This is a genomic window from Campylobacter aviculae (assembly GCF_005406215.1).
Lineage (GTDB): Bacteria > Campylobacterota > Campylobacteria > Campylobacterales > Campylobacteraceae > Campylobacter_D > Campylobacter_D aviculae.
On the sequence record NZ_NXMA01000011.1, the window covers coordinates 41,444 to 62,073 of the forward strand.

Here is a 20,630-nt window from a genome sequence, read left to right on the forward strand (position 1 = left end):
ACTATATAAAAGAAGCTTCAAGCCTATAAACTAGTTTATGATTAAATGTCAAAACAAATGTTTTGTTACAGCTTTGCTTGTTTTTATTCTTATAAACAAAACTTTTTAAAAAACTAAAAAGCGAATTATTTGACATTTTTCCTTGCAAGATTATATACATGGTATTTTGTAAAATTCCATATTTATAACTTGCACCGCTTGGGAATTCTTCTAAATTAAAATTTAAACTGTCATTAATATTATCATAATTAAAAATTTCAATCTTAACAAAACCGATCTCCATATCTTTATATTCTAAATCTCTAAAAATCTCAAGTTTGTCTTTTTTTGATAGTTGAATATTTCCACTTAATTCATAATTTTCAGATTTTATAATAAAATTTGCATTCTGAAATATTCTAGAAAAAGTTTTTAATAATTTAAATTGTCCCCTTTTAGAGTCGTTACGGCTAAAATTTTGAGCATCATCTTGAGTAAATGCCTGTATATACATATCAGAATCCAAATTGATCTTTTTTGTCTCATCGTCTGTTTCGTTATTAAAAAAATTCTCTACCACAATAACATCTTCATTGCTATATCTTTCTAGATGCTTCATGATTTCATCAAAATTAAAACAATCATCATTAAATTCCAAAGTTTTAACTATATTGGTTATAAAATCCACTCCATCTCTATTAGGAATTTTATCCTTAATCACAAATGCTTCATTGCAAAAACTAGATTTTTCAATCTCATATTCATTACTTTTTCCCGCGAAAACAATTTTCATTATAAAACCTTAGCAATAAGTTCCAATGGATGCACAAAAACCACTTTACTTGATTTTCGCTCCAAATTATTAGAAATTTGCATCCTGCAAGCTGAACATTCAGCGCTTACAAAATGTGCCATGGTTTGATTGATCATTTCTACTTTTTTTTCACCCACGCTTAAAGTTTTATCATAATGCTTTGTTTGCATACTTATTCCACCAAAGCCACAACAAGCATCAGGATTTTGCATTTCTATATAAGTATAGTTAGCTTTTAATAATTCCCTTGGCTCTTTAAAAACTCCTTGCATTCTTCTTGCATGACAAGGATCGTGATAAGTAATGCTATATTTTTTTTGCTTTTTATTCTTTAAGAGTTGTTTTAAAGAGGTAAATTGATATAGATATTGACTTGCTATATAAATTTTAGAAGAAATTTTTTTAGCACGATTGGCCCATTCTTGTTCATCTTGCATCATAAAAAAACGTTCATAATCAATTTTTAGCATAGCGGAGCAAGTAGCTTCAGGGATAATTATTGCATCAAGTTTTTGCAATTTTTCCTCAAAATATTCTATATTTTTTTTAGCTAAAATTTCAACACTTTTAAAATCTCCGGAAAAAAAATGCGCCACCCCACAACAAGCTTGTTTTTTCATCAAATCAACATTGATTTTTAACTCTTTTAAAATTTTTAATGTAGAAAAACCTGTTTGCGTGTAACAATAATTCGTCAAACAACCCACATATAAACCTATGGTTTTACTTCCACCATTATCTATAAAATTAGGATTTGAATTTAAAAAACTTTTTTTATTAAAACTTGACAAAAATCGACCTTTTTTCACAAAAGGCATTGAAAATTTAGCCCTCATACCTAAATTTTTTTCAAAATCTTTATTTTGAATATGAAAGGCACAGCTTTGAAATATATAACCTAATTTTGCCAATATATCAAGCCATTTTCGATTTTTCAAGCATGAAAGTATGATTTTTTTATACCAAGGCATACCAAATTTCTTAACCATATCAAAACGCATTTTTTCTATAGCATTATCCACGCTTAATTTACTAGGACAAATCTCCACGCAATGATTGCATAAAAAACAAGACTCAAAAACACTTTCAAGCTCTTTATTAAGCTGTAATTTTCCTTCCTTATAGGCTGCTATGAGATCTAAAAAGCCTCTAGGGCTTGTAACTTCATCATGATTGATATCGTAAATAGTACAATTAGGTATGCATTTACCACATTTTACGCAAAGATCTGAAGCATTGTTCATACTGTTTTAGAAAAAACTTTCTTTTCTTCGCTGATATTTTTCATATAAGCATCAAAACACATGGCAATATTACGTATCAATAAAACACCAGTTTCATTAACCTTAATATCATCTTCACTTATATTCAAAAAATCTTCGTATTCTTTTAAAGCTTTCAAATCTTCTTTAAAATACTCTTTAAAATTTATCTTAAATTCTTCTTCTGTTTTTTTAATATCAAGCTTAAAATTAGCCATTAAATTCATAATCACATATTTTCTAAGTTCATCATCAAAATTCAATTTCACACCTCTTTCAAAAGGCAATCTTCCTTCATCTATAGCCCTTTCATAGCTTAGCATATCTTTAAAATTTTGTGCATAATGCTTTTTTCCCTCACCGATACTAGTAAGCCCTATACCGATCAAATCCGCACCACCTTTAGTGGTATAACCTTGAAAATTTCTATGCAAAGTTCCATTTTCTAAAGCTTTAAAAAGCTCATCTTCTTCTTTAGCAAAATGATCCATTCCTATCATTTTATAGCCATTTTGACTTAAAAATTTTTCACAAAATTCTAAAATTTGAAGTTTTATATCTGGACTTGGCAAAGTGTTTTCATCAAATTTTCTCATATTTTTCTTAAGCCAAGGCACATGAGCATAATTAAAAATTGCCAAACGATCTGGATTTAAAATCAAAATTTTTTCTAAAGTTTGAGTAAAACTTTCTAAAGTTTGATAAGGTAAGCCATAAATTAAATCCATATTAACAGATTTTATTCCTCTATCTCTCACTAATTTTAAAGCATTTTTAGTCAGATCAAAGGGTTGAATTCTATGAATTTCTTTCTGTACTTTTTCATCAAAATCTTGCACCCCAAAACTAATGCGATTAAAACCATATTTGGTTAAAACATCGGCTTGTTCTTCATTTAAAAAACGAGGATCTATTTCACAACTAATTTCAGCATCTAAAGCAAAATTATCAAATACAGATTTAATTTTTAAAATAAGCTTTTCAAGTTGTTTAGCACTAAAAAAAGTTGGAGTCCCTCCTCCAAAATGCATTTGGACAACTTCTCTTTTAGTGTCTAGTGCGGAACTTAAGATATCAAGCTCTTTAAGGATATAATTTAGATATCTTTCTTTACTCTCCTCTTTTGCAGTATAAATCACATTGCATCCGCAAAAATAACAAGCACTCCTGCAAAAAGGCAAATGAAAATAAAGCGACAAGGGTCTGTTTTGTTGTTTTAAAATATCTAAATACTCTTCATATTTAAAATCGGTGTTAAATTCCACAGCTGTAGGATAAGATGTGTAACGTGGTCCTGCTTTGGAATATTTTACAAAAGCTTTATAATCTCTCATTATTTTTAATCCTCTCTGCCATAGCTTCCATATCTACAAATAAATTAGGATGTTCTTTTTTAATATCTGCAATGAGTTTTTCTAAATCAATATTAATTTCCATCAATCCGCCTTTGGCACGCTTTTTAATCTCATCCATAGCCACAATCCAAGCATCGTTAAAATCGATAGGAATTTGTTGATAAATTGCCTTTTCAAGCTTTAATTCAAAATTTTCTTTTTGAGTTTGCTTTAAACTTTCTAAAATATTTTTCAAGCTATTTAAGGAAATCATGGTATGAATTTCATCATTTTCATCTACTATAAACCAAGGTTCAGGAGAATCAAGATTACCGTTTTTAAGTACTAAGCATTTCTCATTTTCGCTATCACTTTGTCTCATCTCAAAAATAGCTCTATCTTCTTTTTTCATACCTAAATTATTACTAAAATCATCAATACGTTTTAAACAGGTATTATATTTTTCAATTTCTTTCATTTACTATCCTTAATTAATTAATTCACCATTTTTAACCATAAAAATTTTTCTTTATCATTACAATTTTTTATCTTTTATTATTTTAGCTAATTCCTTAGCATGATAAGTAATAATGAGTTTTGCACCTGCTCTTTTAAAAGCTATCATTGTCTCATATAAAACTTTTTCATAATCAATCACACCTGCCTTTTCTGCAGCCTTTAACATAGCGTATTCACCACTGACATTATAAACACATAAAGGTAAATTAGAATGAAGTGAAATCTCTTTTACTATATCAAGGTAGGCAAGAGCTGGTTTAACCATTAAAATATCAGCCCCTTGTCTTTCATCTTCCAAGCTTTCCTCTAAAGCTTCCTTACCATTAGCAAAATCCATTTGATAACTTTTTCTATCTCCATAGCTAGGAGCTGATTCTGCTACATCTCGAAAAGGGCCATAATAACTTGAAGCAAATTTAGTAGAATACGCCATAATAGGCAAATTTTCAAAACCTTCTTGATCAAGCGTTTGACGCAAAGTTTCAATAATACCATCCATCATTCCACTTGGTGCTATCATATCAACCCCTGCTCTAGCGTGAACTAAAGCTTGTTTTGCTGAAATTTCTAAGGTTGCGTCATTATCCACGCTTTTAGTTTGCATATTAATAATACCGCAATGTCCATGATCTGTGTATTCACAAAAACAAAGATCGCTAATCACAAAAAGATTGGGAAATTCTTTTTTAATTTCTCTTATGCTTCTTGCAATTAACCCTTCATCGTCCAATGCATCACTTCCACAACTATCTTTTTTATCTTTTTCAAGGACTCCAAAAAGTATAATCGCTTTTATACCAAGATCAACAATGATTTTGCATTCTTTTAAAATTTCATCCAAACTCATTTGAAAAACATTTGGCATAGAGGAAATTTCTTTTTTTATACCCGTACCATTAACCACAAAAAGAGGATATATTAAATCATCAATATTTAAAAAATTTTCTCTTACCATTGATCTCAAATTTTCATTCATTCTAAGTCTTCGAAAGCGTTTAAACATTTTTTGTCCTTTTCTTTGATAGAATTGAATATAAATTTTAACATAAATTTTATTATAGAAAGTAGCCAATGGATATAAAAATTTCAGAAATTGCAAATTTACCTAGCAAATGGGGAAGTTTTAAAATACAAAGCTTTAAAGAAAATGATAAGGAGCACTTATGTATTTTCAAAGGTGAACCTAAAGACATATTAAACCTTAGAATTCATTCAGAATGTTTAACAGGAGATGCTTTAGGAAGTTTAAAATGTGATTGCGGAGAGCAACTTGAATTTTCTTTAAAATATATTGAACAGCATGAAGGTATGATTATATATCTTAGACAAGAAGGTAGAGGTATAGGACTTTTCAATAAAGTAAATGCTTATGCCTTACAAGATAAAGGTTTAAACACCATAGAGGCCAATCATCAACTTGGCTTTAAAGCCGATGAAAGAACTTATGAAATAGTGGAATTTATACTCAAATATTATAAAATTTCTAAAGTTAATTTACTCACAAATAATCCGGAAAAATTAGAAAGTTTAAAAGATAAAATTTTAGCACGAGTACCTGTACTTATCAATCCAAACCGCTTCAATAAAAATTATTTAGATATTAAACAATCACAAATGGGACATTTACTTTGAATTTGGATTTTTTACACCCTATTTTAGAAAATTTCAATCAAAAAGATTTTGAAAATAAAGTAAAAATTTATCAAGAAAATTTGAACAAATTTAATAAAATTCACAATCTCACTCAAATTAGAAATATTGAAGAAAACATTATAGACAGCATAAAAATTCTTAGTTTTTTTGATTTTTCTAAAGTGAAAAATATAGCTGATATAGGTAGTGGAGCTGGGTTTCCTGCTATTTTTTTAGCCCTTTTGCTTAAAAGGAATTTTTATCTTTTCGAACCAAATCCTAAAAAAGCTGCTTTTTTAAGAACAATAAAAATAGAATGCGATTTACCTCATTTAAATATTTACAAAGAAAAAGCACAAGAAAATAAAAATAATATTAAAGCCGATATTATCACTTCTAGAGCTTTGATGGATATAAAACCTTTGATTCAAATTTGTAAAAATTTAAGTTCTGAAAAAACCACTTTTATTTTATGGAAAGGCAGTGAAATTTACAAAGAATTAGAAGGTTTGGAAAATAAAGATTATCAAATTTTTGAAAATGGATTTAGAAAATACTGCATTTTAAGTAGCTCAAAAGCTACTTAAAATTATTTTACTATATCTGCACTAAAAGTAAGATCTACTAAAGGCCAAGAAATTCCTCCATGCCCTGGAGCTGCATCGCTTAAAGCTTTTAAAGCTTGTGAGCTGTTTTTAAATGTATGTAAATCAAGCTGTCCTTTTGCAATAAATTTATCTTTATCTATTGTATAACTTAAAGGAACTATAGCACTTTTTTTGTTTATAGTAATTTTTGCAGAAATAAGACCTTTATTTTCTCCTGCAATTACGTCTTGAAACATTACCTTAATATCAGAATTTCCAAGCAAATTTGGAAAAAATACTTTCGTAATATTGCCAGTAATCACATCATTACCCTCTCCCATAAAAGCACTGCTTGGCTTAATAACAGCCCTTGCACCCTTTAAATAAACCACTAAATCTTTAGCTTTTTTAGAGAACTTATATTTAACATCTTTAAATTCCCCGCTCACTCCAATCATATCTTTGGTTTTATATCCTTCAAAACCAACTTTTAAACTATCTTGCTTAAAAGAAAATGCACTTAAATTTGAAGCAAGCAATAAAGAAACTGCTGTACTGATTAAAATCTTTTTCATTTTTTTCCTTTTTTAATTAATTTTTAAAACAACTCTAAATTATAATACATATTTTTAAATGAAAAATCTTTTCCTTTGAAAATATTTTTTATTACCAAAGAATTCCTTTAAACATTAAAGTTAAAAAATATCCTCCTATCAATAAAGCTATTCCTAAAAATAAAGCTAAACCAAAAACTCTAACACCGCTTTTTAGAAACTTTTTAAAATCTATTTGTAAGCCCAAAGCTGCCATAGCAAAAACGATACAAATCGTACAAAGATTTCTTCCGAGATTTACTATAGTATTCGTTTCAATACCTAAAAAACTCTCTCTATCAGATAAATAAGTATTAAACACTATCATTCCTAAAAAAGCAAAAGCAAAATAAGGTATAGTAAGAGTTTTAGTAGTTTTTCCATGATCTGAATGTTGATCTTTGGCAACAAAATAAGTTACTATAAGTAAAAATGGAACAAGTAGAATAACTCTCATCATTTTAATAATAATTGCAATATTTGCAGCCTTTTGGTCAAAATTCGCCATGTCCTTTGCCATATCTGCAGCCCCAGCAACATTAGCTACTTCATGTAAAATTGCTCCCATATAAACTCCCATAGCATTTTGATCAAAACCTGGAATTAAATCAAAAGCAAAACCAAACGGACATAAAAACATAAAAATAAGTCCGAAAATGACCACAGTTCCTACAGCTAGAATACCCTTAAAAGGATCACTTTTTAAGCTTGATTCTAAAGCCAATACAGCTGCTGCACCACAAATAGCACTACCAGCACCCACAAGCATTGAGGTTTCTCTATCAAGTCTAAAAATTTTTGTTCCAATAATCACAGAAGTAATAAAAATAGAAGATACCACAATAGCAGAAAAAATAAACCCATTAAAACCTACACTTAAAAGCTCGGTTAATGTAATGTTAAAACCATATAAAACTATGCCTAGTCTCAAAAGCTTTTTAGCACTAAAATGAACTCCCGCTTGAAAAGTATGTTGATACTTAAAAAACCAAGGAGAAAGTAAAACGCCAATAATTATCGCAAAAGCTGTTGCGGCTAAATGGGTTGCATCTTTAATACTTTGAATATTTGAAAGATACATAGAAAAAACTACGATACACGCGGTGAAAACTAGACCTTTTATATTAGACCTAATGATATTTTTAATATGTTTTGTATTCATCATAAATTTATTTCCTTTCTAAAAAAATACAAATATTATTTAATTTTCTTGTAATTATAATTATTTTTTTTATATAATAAAAATATATTATTTTAATTTTTATAATAAAATATTTTAATTAAACAAGGTCAAATTCATGACAATGAAAATCAAGGATATGGAAATTTTTTTAGATCTTTTAAATACGAAAAGTCCTACTCATACAGCTAACAATTTTGGTGTAACCCAATCTAGCATTTCTATTATCATTAAAAATATTGAACATAGTTTAGGAGGAGTTTTATTTGAGAGATTAGGTAAAAAGTTATTGCCTACACCTAAAGCCTTATATTTAGGAAATACTTGGATGAAACTCGTGCAAGAATATCACAAAAGCTTAAAAGATTTACATGATGAAAATATTCTTTTAGGAGATATAAAAATCGCAGCGACTCAAAGCATTGTCGAACATTTTCTTGGACCAATTTTATTTGAATTTAAATCCAATTTTCCAAAAATTAAAATTCATTTTCAAACTGAAAACTCAAAAGAATGTCTTAATTTATTAAAAAATGGATATATAGAATTTGCCTTAATTGAAACAGAATTAAACCCATTATTACTAGAATACGAAGACTTGCAAATGGAATTTTGGCATAAAGACGAACTTGTAGTTGCAACTAGTGATAAAAAACTTGGCAAAAAAGAATTTTATATTGACGAACTATTAAATAAAAAATGGATTCTAAGAGAAGCCGGATCAGGTCTTAGGGATAAATTTTTAGGCGAAATTGGTGCTATATCCAAAAAACTTGATATATTCTTAGAACTTGATAGAATGACAGCATTAAAAGAAATCGTTTTACAAAAAAATGCAATTTCCGTTTTTTCAAAAAAGAGCATAGAAAGAGAATTAAGAAATAAAAGCCTTTACGAGATTAAATTAAAGAACATTAATTTAGAACGCAATTTTTATACTTTAAAAAGAAAAAATTACAATTTTAATCGTGCTTTAGAAAAATTTGAATTCTTTTTAAGAAATTATAAAATTTAAAAATATTTATATATTTAAAGTTAAGAAATATTTCGATATAATAAAAGGTTATGGTAACTAAAATTGCTTAAGGAAAAATGTTAGATGAATGCTAAAACTCAAAATTTAGAACTTGAAGAATTATTTAAAGAAAATAAAGAAGATTATATTACCTATGAAAAACTAGTTAAATATTTAGATAAACAACCAAATAGTACTATTGTTAAGAAAATATCTGCTTTAATGAAAAAATACAAAGTCCAACTATTTTCAGCTGCAGAAATTGCACAAATGAAAAATATTGAAGATGCCAAAAGATTACAAGAAGAAAAACAAAAACTCCAAGATACTAGCCTTGAAAATGAATTTGATTTAGCTAATGAAAATGATTTACTTGAATGGAGCAGATCAGATTCTCCTGTGCGTATGTATTTAAGAGAAATGGGACAAATTGCTCTTTTAAGTAAAGATGAAGAGGTTGAAATTTCAAAAAAAATTGAACTTGGTGAAGATATTATTATCGACGCTTTTTGCTCCGTTCCTTATCTTATAGATTTTATTTTAGATTATCGAGAACCTTTAATTAATCGCGAAAGACGCGTAAAAGAACTTTTTAAAAGTTTTGACGATGAAGATAAAAATAGCGATAAAGATGGACTTGAAGATCTTGAGGATGAGGAGAATGAAGAGGAGTTAGAAAACGATGAAGAAGCTCCCAAAAAACCTAATAAAAAAGAAGATGAAAGAACTTTAAAAGTTATAGAAAAATTTAAAGCCTTAGAAAAAGCAAAAAAAGATTGGCTAAAAGTTTCCAAGGATAAAGAAAGCGGAGATGAACTTTTAGATAAGCTTGGTATTGCCTTTAAAAAAAATATTTTAAAAGAAAAATTAATGGATTTGGGACCAACTTCTAAGTTAATCAGTGAAATAGTAAAATCAATGGAAACAGCACTTAAAAGCGATGAAGAATTTGACAAAGAACTTAAACGCCTTGAATATCGCTTACCTATGTTTTCTGAAGAACTTAAAAATCGCCATGCTGATATACTCAAAGATATTACTAAACTTACCAAAGAAGAAATTACAGAAAAGGCACTTGAGGCTACTATGGTAAGTACTTATATGGAAATTAAAAAACTTTTTCAAACTAAAGAAGCAAGTAAAAAAGGATTTGACTTAGAAAAAGAACGTTTAAAGGAAATTTTAGAACAAATAAAACGAGGTAAAAAAATATCAGATGAAGCAAAAACTAGAATGGCAAAATCAAATTTACGCTTAGTTGTAAGTATAGCAAAACGCTATACAAATCGCGGATTGCCATTTTTAGATCTCATCCAAGAAGGCAATATAGGTCTTATGAAGGCTGTTGATAAATTTGAATACAAACGAGGATATAAATTTTCAACTTATGCTACTTGGTGGATACGTCAAGCTATCTCAAGAGCAATTGCAGATCAAGCAAGAACCATTAGAATTCCTATACATATGATAGAAACTATCAATCAAATTAACAAAATTATACGGGAGCATTTACAAAAAGATGGTAAAGAGCCTGATGTAAGTGTTATAGCCAAAGAAGTTGGTTTAAATATAGATAAAGTTAAACAAGTGATCAAAATTACAAAAGAACCTATCTCTCTTGAAGCACCAATTGGAAATGAGGATGATGGAAAATTTGGAGATTTTATAGAGGATAGAAATTCACTTTCTCCTATAGATCATATACTCAAAAATGATTTAAAAGAACAAATTGATGAAGTTTTAGATCAGCTTAATGAGAGAGAAAAAACAGTAATTAGAATGCGTTTCGGGTTAATGGACGATGAAAGCGATAGAACCTTGGAAGAAATAGGAAAAGAGCTTAATGTTACACGAGAAAGAGTGCGTCAAATAGAGAGTTCGGCTATAAAAAAATTAAAACATCCAAAAGTAGGAAGAAAGCTGAAAAATTATATAGAAGGATGGAAGTAAAAGTTTCAAATCTTTTACTCCTAGATTAAAACACCTTTATCAATGTCTAGCTTTTGCTAAAACAAATCCGCAAATAAAACCAAATATATGACCATACCAAGCTATATTTATTCCCATAAACAAAGGAATAAAACTCATCAATAAAATCGCAACAATAATTCCTAAAGTGCTTTTTCTATCTAAAAAAGCAAAATATCCCATTAAAACACAAATTGCTCCACTAGCTCCTATAAGATTAACATCAAAATCAAAAAAATAAATATAAACAACACTTAAAAAAGAACACAATAAACCGCCTATCAAATAGACCGATACAAAATATAATTTTCCTAAATATTTTTCTAAAATACTGCCAAATTGAAAAAGCATAATCATATTAAGTATAAGGTGAGTTAAACTGCCGTGCAAGAACATAGATGTTAAAATCTGCCAATAAGCGCCCTTAAAAAATGAAGTATTGAGTCCTAATAAATTATAATCATAACCAGGTATGAGAAAATACAATATAATATTCAAAAAAATCAAAATAAATGTAATCAATAGCAACCCTTTTTATATTATTGTCTTAAAATTCACATAAAATTCACATAAATTTTTTAGAATGTATCAAAAATTTGATTTAGGGAAAATATTTTGAAAATATTTTTTTTAATACCTTTATTTATTTATTTTACATATTTAAATGCTGATATTATCATATCTCCGGATAGTTTGCCTAGTATTTCTAAAGAATTTATTGAAAAAAATTTTAAAGCACCTATAGGTATAGTTCAAAGAGATAAAAATTCTTACGAAGTTTATCTTAGTGATGGTATAGAAATAGAATTTGAAATTGATGGAACATGGAAAGAAATAGAGAGTAAACTTAATCCTTTCGAATTTGATTTTCTACCATCTAATATCAGTAACATCATAAAAAATCAATTTCCAAACGTTAAGGCTAGAGAGATAGAAAGAAAAATTAATCACTATAAAATAAAACTTACCAACGGATTAAAAATTTATATCGATTTTAATGGGACAATTTTGCATAAAAATTTAGATTACTAACAATAAAATATCTTTTATCTTAAATAGGACTTTCTAATTTCCTTTTAAAAAAAGCGCCTATAATAAAAAATAGAGTAAAAATTACAAAAAAATATAAAAATTTTGGAATTGGCATAGGATCTCCAGCTGCATACGAATGAAGTCCAGAAAGATAAAAATTTACTCCAAAATAAGTCATTAAAATAGAATAAAATCCTGCTACACTTGCAGTTGCAAAAACATAAGGATTGTTAAATATAGAAATAAATCTAAGGTGTAAGATTATAGTATAAACAACAATAGATATTAAAGCCCAAGTTTCTTTGGAATCCCAACCCCAATATCTTCCCCAACTTTCATTAGCCCAAACTCCACCCAAAAAATTACCAATAGTTAATAAAGCAAGTCCTAGTATCATTGCCATTTCATTAACACAATGCAAATTTAAAATACTTTGATCAACCTGTTTTCTCTTTTGATTTCTTAAGATAAATAAAAATAAGGTAAAAATTCCAAGCAAAAAACAAAGCCCTAAAAATCCATAGCTTGCCGTGATAATAGAAACATGAATATTTAGCCAATAAGACTTTAAGACAGGTACCAAATTAGTGATTTGAGGATCCATAAAACCAAGATGTGCAACAAATAAAGCAATTCCCGCCATAATACTTGCGGTGCAAAGCACCAAAGAAGATTTTTTATAAAAAATTAAACCCGAAAAGGCACACGCAAAAGCAATATAAACCATACTTTCATAAGCATTACTCCAAGGTGCATGATCACCAACATACCAACGAATTATTAAAGCAAATACATGAACAATTACACTGCAAGAAATCAATAAAAATAATATTCTTTTAATCCATTTTGATATTTTTTTTAAGCTTAAAATTTCATAAAAAATTAAAACAAAAAGTATAGCACCTAAACAAAGATAAATAAAAGTAAGATTTTCAAAAATATTGTAATGATTTAAAAAAATTTCCAAATTAATTTTAATTTTTGATGGAATAAAATTTTGAGCATAGTATTTTTGAAATTTCTTAAGTTTTTCTAAATTCTCATTAGCTTCTGAAAAATCTTTATTTATTAAACCTTGATTAAAGTCAAAAAAATATTTTAAAAGTAAATTTCTTATATTTTCTATATCTCTTAAATTAAATGGCATATTTGTAGCAGGAGAATACCAAGTATATGTTTTTTGGCTTGGATCTGGAAAGATTCTAAAAACTTCACCGCTATAAATATAAAAAGCGGAATTAATTTTTTCATCTAGAGTCAAAACATCTTTATCAAATTGATCCCTTAAGGCAGGTTTTTTACGACTTGCTTCTTCAACATAATTTGAAAGCTTATAAAACCCTTTATCAAAAACATCATTATAGGCTATATATTTTTCATTTTTATCCACACCTAAAATTGATTTAAGTTTTGGAGTTTTTATACTTATCATTTTAATATATTGAAAATTTTGCGGATACATCATCATACCTAAAAAAATCTGATTATAATTTAGTCCTAAAAAACTATTTTTTTTGGTAATCTTGTGGATATAATTCATTGCTACAGTATCTATAGGTTTAATTCTTCCATCAAAATCTTGAACCAATAAGCTACCAAAAAGTAAAGAATGCTGCAAGGAATCATCTTTAATGCTTTGTACAAGTTTTAAAGTATCCCATTCCGCAAAAACCTTAGTATGCATAATAAAAAGACAAAACACTACCAAAACAAAGTTTTTTTGATTTTTAAGATAATTCGAAAGCTTAGCAAATCTTGATCTTTTATCAAACAAAATCCAAATAAAAGCACATATTAGTAGAGTATAACCGATATAAGTTGGAATTTTTCCAGGATCTTTATTAACTGAAAAAATAGTCCCTTGCTCATCTTGATCGTAAGAACTTTGAAAAAATCTATATCCGCCATAATCTAAAACATTATTCATAAAAATTTTATACTCAAAACTTTTATCTTTATCAATCACTTCAATATCTGAAGCATATGATGAAGGACTCATTGAACCTGCGTAACGCTCTAAAATAAAATCTTTTAAATTTATAGAAAAAGGAAGCTCTATCTCTTCAGGACCCCAATTGAGTGCAAAAATTTCTCCTCCTAATCTAAAAGGCAACACATTTTCATTGTTATAATTTGGCACAAGTAAAATTTCTTTAGAGTCGCCATTAAAAGAAATTTTCATCTTAATAATAGGATTAGTCATTGCGTTAGCTGCTTTTTCGTAATCAAGTAATTCTAAATCTATTTTTTTATCTTTTATAACAATCTCTTTTTTAAAAGTATTCTTCAAGAAAGGATTAAAAGTAACACCAAAAGATTGATATTCTCTAACTTTTCCATTATTATTATAAAGCATTAAAGCTATAAACTCATCTCTAGTTACAACGATATTTGAACTTTGACCTTCTCTTATATGCATACCTCCTTCTATCCCAAAATATCTTGTGATTCCGGCACCCAATAAAATAACTATAAAAGCACAATGCAATAATAAAGCGGCATATTTTTTTCTCTGGAAAAGTTTATGTATAAAAATAATGCCTACAAGATTAATCAAAAGCAAAAGATGCAACAAATCAAACCAAAAAGCATTATAAACCATTACTTTAGCAGCGTTTGTTCCAAAGTCATTTTCAATAAAAGTAGCTACCGCACAAGAAATTGCATAAATAAAAAGCAAAATAAGACTCATCCAAAAAGAAAAAAAGATTTTTTTAAACATTATTTTCTCTATAACTCAAAAAAAGTTTTTTAAAAAGTTCATCTTCGGTTAAATTCTGGTTTTGTATATCACTTAAAATATTCATAGTTAGAATCAAGCGCTTAGAATTCATAAAACCTGGATAAATAAGTAAAGTTTTACCAGTAGAATTGAAAAAAACTAAGGTTGGAGTTGAATCGATATTAAAGTTTTTCAAAAGCTCTTCTGTGCTTATTTTTTCACCCTGATAATTGTGAATTTTATGATAACTTATATTGATATAGTAAGAATTATACTGATTTTTAAGTATTTTTTGAATTTCTTCATTATTTTTTATTTCATTTTTTAATCCTTCACAATAAATACAATTATTAGCACTAAATATAATCAAAGTAGGCTTTTTAGAAAAAATAATCTCTTGATTATTTTTAAAAAAAATTGCAATATCTTTGTAAGAATTTACATCAAGATTATCCGAAATATTTATATTTTCTTTAGAAGTTTGCGTCCCTTTAGAAATAATATCCTCATCTATCTTATTGTCATTGCAGCCAAAAAATAATACACTTAATATTAAAATAATTTTTTTTAACATTCATTCCTTTCAGTAAATAATAAATTTACCAGAAATCAGTCTGGTAAATTTATTAATTCAATAAATCAAATATAAAAGCATAGATCATTAAAAATAAAAATATCATCCCTGTAATAAGCATCAAATAACCAGCTATTTTAGCTATACCTTTATAAGAATCAAATCTAGATTTTTTTTCATATAAACTCTCAAGCTTTCCGCTTTCTTGTAATCGTTTATAATAAACACTTCTTTCATTCTTAACTTCACTCTCGCTTTGGGTTCCAGAAAAAATAACCATATCCATAGGGAAACGATCTGCCCTAAAGTGAGTATTGAAAAAATGGATCGCAAAAATAAATCCTGTCGCAAGTAAAGCTTCATCAGAATGCACCAAAGAGCAAAGATTGATCATCCATCCCGGTAAAAATAAACTAAAAAAAGTTGGAAACCATAAAACTAGTCCTGAAAACCCTATTACAAACATACCCCAAAATACAGCCAAATAATCAAATTTTTCCCAATAAGTCCAACGATCGAATTGTGGTCTTTCCCCCATGCCAAAAAACCATTTAAAATGTGCTTTTATATCTTTAAAATCTTGATAATTTGGCATTAAAGAGTCAGGACCAAAAAGGGCTTTTAAAATCTTCATTTTATCAAGCTTTCCAGTTTGCGGATCACGCACTAAATCTCTTCTTTTCCAATTTACAATAATAATTTCCCCTATATGAGAAAAAAACACAGCAAACATAATAATAGCACTAATATGATGTACAATAGTCGCTCCAATTGGTCCACCCATAATATCAACTAGAGTTTGAGCCCATGGAGCTGTATAGAATTTTTGTGGTAAACCTGAAAAAGCTAAGCCGAGAAAACTAGCAGCCATAAAAAAGTGTTGAATCTTATGAAACGTTGAAAAACGTTTAATTAAAATTTTATCACTATGCGCTTCTTCCTTTGCTTTTTTCCATTGAATCGGATTAAAAATTCTTGCTAAAATAAGTCTTATACTCCAAAGCAAAGTATGTAAGCCAAAAAATACAAAAACTCCTATTACCAAAGCTGTCATAAAAACATAAGCTCCATGTAGTAATGGAAAATTCTTTCCATCGGTATGATCTGCATGTGCAATAAAATTTGCAAAATTTTCATTTGCATTTGGATGGCATTGAGTGCAAGTTTGAATACGATTTAAAGAAGATAAAGTTGAATTTAAATCATCGACTTTTAAGATATTATGTTTGCCGTGACAATCATAACAGGCAGCAATTTTTGGTGCATTTCCCGGGCTATTTAATACCATAGCCTTACCATGAAAGGTATCATGATATCGATCTTGTTTATCTTGATGACATTCCCCACATTTAAAATCACTTCTTTGTTTCAAAGTCATTGCATTAAATAATGGATCATTGTTATGAATATTATGACAAGTAGTGCAAGTTGGAATTTTTTTCTTTTTTCCATTTTCATCAAGCCCTATTTGAGCAAAATTTTGATGAATACTATGTTTAAATTCTTGATCGATATTTTTATGACAACTGGCACAATTTTGATTAATAAGATCTAGGTTTGTAGCATCTTTATAGCGGATAGTTTTTTTGCTTTCGCCTTTTCCATGACAATCTCTACAACTTGGAATATCTCCAAAATACATTCTCGAGTGTATGCTATCTTTAAAATCTTCTAAATTTTCCGCATTTTCCCACTTTTCTATTTGTTCTTTTTGAACCCTTCTTCCTGACAATACCCAAGATTCAATACCATCAAGCATAACATAAACGTGAGTATAGCCTAATTTCTGACTTAAATTTGCAAGATTTGAAGCATTATAAGCAAAACGATTAGATCCATAAAATATTAAAGTAGAGTTAAAATCATTTGGAAGTAAATTTTGCCAATTTTGATCATTAACTAAAATAGCGTTTGGAATAACTCCGGCCATCTCCCTTTCTTCTTTAGAATTTATATCTATAAAATATACATTTTTTTGACTTAAAAATTTTTCAGCATCACTCATGCTAATAGGAGTTACACCATCTAAAATACCAATTTTTATTTTTCCATCAGCGTATAAACTGCCATAAAAACATAAAAAAAGTAATATAATTTTGATAAAATTTTGCTTCAAACCCTACTCCTTAAATTTTCGCCCAAAAATAGGCGAAAAATTTTATTTTAAAATATTTTTAGCCTCTTGTATATATACCAAAGCCTCATCAACGATTTTTTTAGAATAAACTGGTCCATGAACACCCCAAGATCCATCTTTTTGTATCTTTTCAGCAATAGCTCTTGCTTGATTTGCTAGTGTAATTACGCGAGATTTTTTTTCTACAGATAATTTTGGATTTTCAGCCATAGCTTTATCAATCTCTTTAACACCCTTAAGAATATTTTCATACCCATCTTTTATAGGCTTTTGCCAACCAACAACTACATTGTAGATCGTTTCTTGATCTGTAAAATGGAGTTTCTTTGGTAAATTGGATTGAACAGCACTATGGCATCCACTTGCTCCTGGTCCCATAAGATTCGGATCGCTAAAACTTGTACGTCCGCAAGCCCACATAAGATCAAGGAAAAATCTTCCATCATCATCTCTAGCTACCGTCCAGCCTGGAGTCTTTGGAGATCTTTCTTTTCCTGCAGGTGGATTAAGGGTTTTTGCAGTTTTATCTACTTTAATTTTCCAAATATGAGAAGCTCTAACATTATCAAATCCTCCTTTATCTGGATTTTGAATTGCCCCAAAATTTTCACAACTCATCATATTTGGCATATGGCAAGCTGTACAATTATCTTTAGAATGCACTCCACCTTGTTTAAAGAAACTTGCTTGAGTATCATGACAATCTGTGCAAGATTTTTTTAATCCCACTTTTGTGTAGCCATCTTTCCAGTCATTATAAGTTACTTCATGTGGATCATGACAAGTAGAACATCTCATACCTTTATCATAATGCGCTGAACTATACATTTGCGAACCCTCGGTTCCACAAGCTGGACAACTTGATTTAAAAAATACATTAAAAGGTTTTCTAGGATTTTTCTTTGCATCTTCCTCATTGTAAGAAAATCTTTGATGACATCTTTCGCAATTTGAAGGCATCCCTGCACCCCTAGCGCCATAAAGATGAGCTCCAGCACCATGACACTCTTCGCAAGATATACCTTTTGAAATGGTATGTTTTCTAAGCTCTTTCGCATTTCCTAAAGCTTTGTAAAATTCCTCTTTATTTTTAAAATCAAATTTAAAACTATGACAAGTTTCGCAATAAGAACTCGCTGGTTGAAAAAGCATATTTTTACGATACTGTGCCGCATAAGAATTTGTTCCCCAAACTTGCGAACCGTTATCGCCAAATTGTTCTAAAGTTGTCGGAAAGCCTGGAGAAAATTCTGCAATTTTCTTCGCCATTTCAGGGGTTAAAAACTCACTCCAAAGTCTTGAAAACTGATTTCCTCCAGCAACAATTTTCCCAGTCATATTGCTAAGATTTCCATCTTCTACGTGATAAGTTCCACGTACGAGCCATCTATCTATAAAACCATATTTTGTTCTAGGAGTTCCAATAACCACATACACATCATCGGGATAAATTCCTTCAGGTAAAATTGTAGATTTTGAATTATACATAGGCTTTTTTAAATCATTTCCAACTTCCTCAAATTCATCCGGGAAACGCACAGTTTTAGCATGACGTGATCTCTCCCAAGCCTTATATTGGGCTGGATGACATTCTCCACACTTTTTAGGACCTACAAATTTATTTGGAAAATCCAAAAAAGATTCCATTCCTAAACGATAAGTAACAGAAGCATGAGCTAAACTATTCTGCTCTGCAAATGTAGGACCATTGGAAAATTCTACGTATTCTTCTTCTCTATCACTAATGGCATATTTACCGACTATACGCCCTTCTTTTTCATATTTAAACATTGGATGATTTTCTTTAAAATATTTAAAAAAAGCATCTTCTTGATGTAAATAACCCTCAAGAGTTCTTGGTTTCGTATTGCCATCTTGCGCTGCTTGCCCTTGTACTAACACGTTTGAATTTTCGGCACTATTTGCACTAAAACAAAACCCGAATCCGATCAAAAAGCACAAAGCGAGCTTTTTATAAGTAGATTTTCCCATAGTTTACACCTTATAAAATTATTTTTTATTAATATTATTTATATAATATTAACTTTTTATATAAATTTATCTAATATAATATTAATTTTTAATAAAAATTAATATTATATTTTAAATATTATAAATATTTATATAATAAAACATCATTTTTCAATTAGTTAAAATATCTCATATTTGCATAATTAATATCCACTAAAAATTCACTACAAACATTATAAAATATCTATAAAATAGAACTTTTAAAAATTTGATTTAAAATTATCATTTATGATAGAATAATTTATGTTCTGTTTTTACATAGAAGAGATAAATTATAATCAAAAAGTTACTTAGTATTACAACTTTAGGCGCTTTATTAGCAAGTTCTGCTTTTGGGGATGATTTTTTAGCTAAAGTTAGTAATGGTGCGCTCAGTGATAATAGTGCAGGCGTTAAGGTTCTTAGTCTTAATGAGATGAAAGATGTTAAGGGTGGAACTTATTTTTATAGAGATCCAAATTATGATTTTCATGGAGCTATTCCAAGTTATGCTTATGTAGCTACAGAGGGCGGATGGCGTGGCGAAGAGGCTACTGCACAAAAAATAGGGATTGATTCTGGAAGAATAGTTCTTGGTAAAATTCGCTATGTAAATAATCAAAAAGAATATTATTTACAAAGTTATGAAAAAAGCACAGGAACTCTTCGTGATATTTGGGCTTGGAATGGATCTTATGCACTTCAAGTTTTAAATGATTTTAAAAGCAGATACTAAACTATTTCCTTGTTCCACTTATCCAAACCGGAACACTTCTTGCTTGTATTTATTTATAAGATATTTAGATTTGAAGGCAGAACAATTCTAAAATCAAAGGAATAAATATGAGTATCTTTAGCATCAATGATAACTCAAATTATAGTTCTATACTTTCACAAGCAAAAGCTAATAAAGAAAGTAAAGAAAATTCAAAAATAAATTTTGCCAATGCTTTCTTAAAACAAAATGCTACTAAATTAAATGATATAGAAAATAAAAATTCACAAACTTTAATAAGAAGTGAAGTATTAAATTCTACTAACAACAATAATAATATCAATAAAAACTATTACACTAAGACAAATTCTCCTAATTATGATATATCTAGTGAATTTAAAAACTCTATTTATACTTTAAAATTCAAACAAGCAGATATAAGTAATAATACTTCTACCAATACAGCCTATGGTTATAGTGTAGATAAAGATGGTTATATGGGAGAAGACTTTAATGAGGCTGCAGGATTACCAAAAGATTTTAAAATACATAAATCT

At 28.6% G+C, this 20,630-nt stretch carries 18 protein-coding genes and 1 pseudogene; 7 read left to right on the forward strand and 12 right to left on the reverse strand.

Annotation, left to right across the window (positions count from 1 at the left end):
* Window position 1: 1 nt before the first annotated feature.
* The 5 genes from CQA76_RS06730 to hemB are packed head-to-tail and all read right to left on the reverse strand — an operon-like array spanning window position 2 to window position 4,911.
* Window positions 2–775, reverse strand: coding sequence for a DUF5416 domain-containing protein (locus tag CQA76_RS06730; RefSeq protein WP_232364911.1), 774 nt, complete (start codon window positions 773–775; stop codon window positions 2–4).
* The gene (locus tag CQA76_RS06735) at window positions 772–2,037 is read right to left on the reverse strand and encodes a (Fe-S)-binding protein (RefSeq protein WP_137622658.1); all 1,266 of its coding nucleotides are present in this window, start codon (window positions 2,035–2,037) and stop codon (window positions 772–774) included. The genes CQA76_RS06730 and CQA76_RS06735 overlap by 4 nt, the downstream gene beginning before the upstream one ends.
* Window positions 2,034–3,389, reverse strand: a complete 1,356-nt coding sequence (gene hemN, locus CQA76_RS06740) for an oxygen-independent coproporphyrinogen III oxidase (protein ID WP_137622659.1) — start codon at window positions 3,387–3,389, stop codon at window positions 2,034–2,036. Before hemN ends, CQA76_RS06735 begins: the two co-directional genes overlap by 4 nt.
* The gene (locus tag CQA76_RS06745) at window positions 3,376–3,867 is read right to left on the reverse strand and encodes a DUF2603 domain-containing protein (RefSeq protein ID WP_137622660.1); all 492 of its coding nucleotides are present in this window, start codon (window positions 3,865–3,867) and stop codon (window positions 3,376–3,378) included. The genes hemN and CQA76_RS06745 overlap by 14 nt, the downstream gene beginning before the upstream one ends.
* A 57-nt stretch (window positions 3,868–3,924) precedes the next feature.
* A complete protein-coding gene (gene hemB / locus CQA76_RS06750; protein WP_137622661.1) occupies window positions 3,925–4,911 on the reverse strand; it encodes a porphobilinogen synthase in 987 nt (328 codons plus the stop codon).
* 68 nt (window positions 4,912–4,979) lie between these two features.
* On the opposite strand from hemB, the gene ribA reads away from it, so the two are divergent.
* The gene (ribA, locus tag CQA76_RS06755) at window positions 4,980–5,540 is read left to right on the forward strand and encodes a GTP cyclohydrolase II (RefSeq protein WP_137622662.1); all 561 of its coding nucleotides are present in this window, start codon (window positions 4,980–4,982) and stop codon (window positions 5,538–5,540) included.
* Between the two features lie 2 nt (window positions 5,541–5,542).
* On the forward strand, window positions 5,543–6,127 hold the full coding sequence (rsmG, locus tag CQA76_RS06760) for a 16S rRNA (guanine(527)-N(7))-methyltransferase RsmG (protein WP_408608979.1): 585 nt from the start codon (window positions 5,543–5,545) through the stop codon (window positions 6,125–6,127).
* A gap of 2 nt (window positions 6,128–6,129) precedes the next feature.
* On the opposite strand, the gene CQA76_RS06765 is transcribed toward rsmG, so the two are convergent.
* Both CQA76_RS06765 and CQA76_RS06770 read right to left on the reverse strand, forming a co-directional pair.
* Window positions 6,130–6,702, reverse strand: a complete 573-nt coding sequence (locus CQA76_RS06765; protein ID WP_137622664.1) for a hypothetical protein — start codon at window positions 6,700–6,702, stop codon at window positions 6,130–6,132.
* A 91-nt stretch (window positions 6,703–6,793) separates the two neighbouring features.
* A complete protein-coding gene (locus CQA76_RS06770; protein ID WP_137622665.1) occupies window positions 6,794–7,885 on the reverse strand; it encodes a YeiH family protein in 1,092 nt (363 codons plus the stop codon).
* A gap of 139 nt (window positions 7,886–8,024) precedes the next feature.
* Between CQA76_RS06770 and CQA76_RS06775 the strand changes: the two genes are divergently transcribed.
* On the forward strand, window positions 8,025–8,915 hold the full coding sequence (locus CQA76_RS06775; RefSeq protein WP_137622675.1) for a LysR family transcriptional regulator: 891 nt from the start codon (window positions 8,025–8,027) through the stop codon (window positions 8,913–8,915).
* Between the two features lie 84 nt (window positions 8,916–8,999).
* On the forward strand, window positions 9,000–10,865 hold the full coding sequence (rpoD, locus tag CQA76_RS06780; RefSeq protein WP_137622666.1) for an RNA polymerase sigma factor RpoD: 1,866 nt from the start codon (window positions 9,000–9,002) through the stop codon (window positions 10,863–10,865).
* Window positions 10,866–10,904: 39 nt separating this feature from the next.
* Here rpoD and CQA76_RS06785 read toward each other — a convergent pair whose 3' ends face one another.
* Entirely contained in the window at window positions 10,905–11,405 is a 501-nt protein-coding gene (locus CQA76_RS06785) for a rhomboid family intramembrane serine protease (protein WP_137622667.1), read from the reverse strand.
* 93 nt (window positions 11,406–11,498) lie between these two features.
* Between CQA76_RS06785 and CQA76_RS06790 the strand changes: the two genes are divergently transcribed.
* Complete coding sequence (locus CQA76_RS06790; protein WP_137622668.1) at window positions 11,499–11,915, forward strand: PepSY-like domain-containing protein; 417 nt, start codon at window positions 11,499–11,501, stop codon at window positions 11,913–11,915.
* Between the two features lie 19 nt (window positions 11,916–11,934).
* Here the strand turns inward: CQA76_RS06790 and ccsA are convergent, their stop codons facing one another.
* From ccsA to CQA76_RS06810, 4 genes are read right to left on the reverse strand one after another with little or no spacing between them, the layout of a single operon-like run.
* The gene (gene ccsA / locus CQA76_RS06795; protein WP_137622669.1) at window positions 11,935–14,637 is read right to left on the reverse strand and encodes a cytochrome c biogenesis protein; all 2,703 of its coding nucleotides are present in this window, start codon (window positions 14,635–14,637) and stop codon (window positions 11,935–11,937) included.
* On the reverse strand, window positions 14,630–15,211 hold the full coding sequence (locus tag CQA76_RS06800) for a SoxW family protein (protein ID WP_137622670.1): 582 nt from the start codon (window positions 15,209–15,211) through the stop codon (window positions 14,630–14,632). Before CQA76_RS06800 ends, ccsA begins: the two co-directional genes overlap by 8 nt.
* Before the next feature lie 52 nt (window positions 15,212–15,263).
* Window positions 15,264–17,327, reverse strand: a complete 2,064-nt coding sequence (locus tag CQA76_RS06805) for a rhodanese-like domain-containing protein (RefSeq protein WP_137622671.1) — start codon at window positions 17,325–17,327, stop codon at window positions 15,264–15,266.
* 42 nt (window positions 17,328–17,369) lie between these two features.
* A complete protein-coding gene (locus tag CQA76_RS06810) occupies window positions 17,370–19,340 on the reverse strand; it encodes a cytochrome c3 family protein (RefSeq protein WP_137622672.1) in 1,971 nt (656 codons plus the stop codon).
* Window positions 19,341–19,653: 313 nt separating this feature from the next.
* On the opposite strand from CQA76_RS06810, the gene CQA76_RS06815 reads away from it, so the two are divergent.
* Window positions 19,654–20,094, forward strand: coding sequence for a hypothetical protein (locus CQA76_RS06815; protein WP_137622673.1), 441 nt, complete (start codon window positions 19,654–19,656; stop codon window positions 20,092–20,094).
* Window positions 20,095–20,201: 107 nt separating this feature from the next.
* A pseudogene (locus CQA76_RS06820) lies at window positions 20,202–20,630 on the forward strand (Cj0814 family flagellar-dependent secreted protein); the annotation flags it as partial.